This window comes from Pseudoalteromonas sp. S1609, assembly GCF_005887255.1.
Classification (GTDB): Bacteria; Pseudomonadota; Gammaproteobacteria; order Enterobacterales; family Alteromonadaceae; genus Pseudoalteromonas.
On the sequence record NZ_PNDJ01000103.1, the window covers coordinates 1 to 2,255 of the forward strand.

General features: G+C 36.1%; 2 protein-coding genes. Both read left to right on the forward strand.

What is annotated here, in order from left to right; genetic code table 11:
- Window positions 1-573: 573 nt before the first annotated feature.
- A complete protein-coding gene (locus CWB76_RS18815; protein WP_138594843.1) occupies window positions 574-1,221 on the forward strand; it encodes a L,D-transpeptidase family protein in 648 nt (215 codons plus the stop codon).
- Window positions 1,199-1,891, forward strand: coding sequence for a hypothetical protein (locus tag CWB76_RS18820; RefSeq protein ID WP_138594845.1), 693 nt, complete (start codon window positions 1,199-1,201; stop codon window positions 1,889-1,891). The genes CWB76_RS18815 and CWB76_RS18820 overlap by 23 nt, the downstream gene beginning before the upstream one ends.
- The last annotated feature ends 364 nt before the right edge of the window (window positions 1,892-2,255 follow it).

The window sequence follows — 2,255 nt, forward strand, 5'->3', positions numbered from 1 at the left end:
GATTGTAGTTCGTACTAATTTATATGGAAAAGCCAAAGGGGTCACCCATTAGAAAGTTCCGGTCAAGCAGGCAGCTGTGTTTTCTTGATCTTTTTATTCAAAAAACAAGTGTTCTTATCATTTAAACTCACTTTAAATATGGCTACGCACCCAGTAATGACGTCGATTGGTGTGAATATGCACCAGTCATCCATATGAATTTAGGCAGTTTAATTAAGCATTATTGATGATTAATTAATGCCCTTGGCTTTCGCCTCAGTCATCGTTTAGTACCAATATCAGTCCAGTTTCTGGCTGTGTTTACACACTGCGCTGTAACAATTCTGTGGTTTATGCTTACACATTACCAATCCTTTAACCCCTTCGCTTCTGCTCCTGACGAATCTAAGCATAAGAATTATTTTCCTAGGATAAAAGATAATAGATGTTGCAAAGGTTTTTTATGAGTTATTTACGTGTGGTAGGTTATTAGGTACACTAATGTTGTATAAAAATTAGCTATCTGACCTAATATAAATACCTTATTTAGGTCTCAGGAAAATAAAATTATAAGTAAATGGAGTTTAAGTTCATATGGAAGTTCATTTTTATCCAGGTCAGGACCTTTTGGTTATAAAGCAAAATGGTTTGAAATTCGCTCAATTTGAAGCGATGGGAGGCCCTCCAAAAGTTGGTAATGATCCCTATATGGCCGAAGAGCCGACTACGCCAGGTCATTATATAATAGATAAAACAGAAGCTTATAGAACGCCTACTTGGCCTACATCAAAACTAACTTGGGGCACTAAGCTAAAAGATATGCCTGCAAAAGGAGATATTTGGTATGCCCTACCAAGTGGTAAGTGGGGAAGTCTAAATCAGTTATATAAACTACCTGTGCGTAGTGCAATCATGGAAATGCATAAAGAGCTGTATGGCAAAGAAGTGGTACCTGACAAGTGGGTGTTCAATGATTTTGGGCCTACTGCTATTCGTTGGTTTAAAGATATTAATGGTAATAAAATACTTGATGGAAAAGAGCGTCTATCAGGGCAAATGTTTCACACTACGCCGGAGAACGAAGCCGAAAAAGCAACAGGTTCAACAGTTCGATTGGTACCTTCACATGGGTGTATTCATTTAAAACCTAACGATAGAGACCGCTTATTCACCATAGGTGCTTTTAAACGAGGCACTTCATTTACGGTACATAAATATCATGAACGTTATAAATCAAATTAATAAAAGTATCTGCATTTTATCAGTGACGATGAGTGCTTTTTTTTTATTTAGTAATAACCTGCTTGCAGCAAGTATGTACTTGCTGCCTAACGGTAATGAAGTATCTATTGAACTTGATAGCGTATCTACCGTTTTTGACTCAGATAATGGCTGGTTACTTGGAGGTTATAAAATAATAAATGGTAGTAACGCTTCATATGTAAGTTTTATTCCCTATAACAAGGAGCCAATAAAATACTGGCCTTTAACAAGGGGTTATGTATCACAATTTTTCAAAGCTAATAATAAATTTTATGTTATTAGTTCAGCTGGAGATGCTCTTCAAATTGAAGACGATGGTTTAACCTCAACAGGCTTTAAAGTTAAGCCCAAATCTACAGTGGTGGCTGAAAAACCTTATTTAATTGCTTGCCACCCGCGCGGGTGGGCAAAGCTTAGTTCTATAAATACAGGCAGTTGCTATAGGTTGGATGGTACATGGGATATTGAATTATCTTGGACTCAAATAAATATTCCACCAAAGCTGTGTAATGGGAATTTAAAAGTATTAATAACAACCAATAAAAACCAAAATTGGGATGTTATAACCCTTGATACAGAAACAGGAAAAACGCTAACAAGTAAAAAAATAGCAAAACCGAAACATGAAATGTCGTTGTGTGAGCTATAGAAGTTAATATATTAAAATACTGTATCTATTTTAATAGACTAAATGAACTTGGATTTTGATGTATTGAACACTTTGCTTAATGCGGGCTATAAAAGGGCAATATTATTGCTCTTTTATATGCGCTTAAATTGGTTTTTATAAACTATAGCGCGACTAAGCTTTGCTCTAGCATTGCCTTCATTTGTTTTACTATTTTAGCTTCTGTTTCAAACGAAAGGGGTCACCCATTAGAAAGTTCCGGTCAAGCAGGCAGCTGTGTTTTCTTGATCTTTTTATTCAAAAACCAAGTGTTCTCATCATTTAAACTCACTTTAAATATGGCTACGCACCCAGTAATGCCGTCGATTGGTGTGAATATGCTCCC

Bases quoted from the DNA above. Each gene is read 5' to 3' on its own strand.
- CWB76_RS18820 (WP_138594845.1), top strand. From the start codon at position 1,199: ATGAACGTTATAAATCAAATTAATAAAAGTATCTGCATTTTATCAGTG.
- CWB76_RS18815 (WP_138594843.1), top strand. From the start codon at position 574: ATGGAAGTTCATTTTTATCCAGGTCAGGACCTTTTGGTTATAAAGCAA.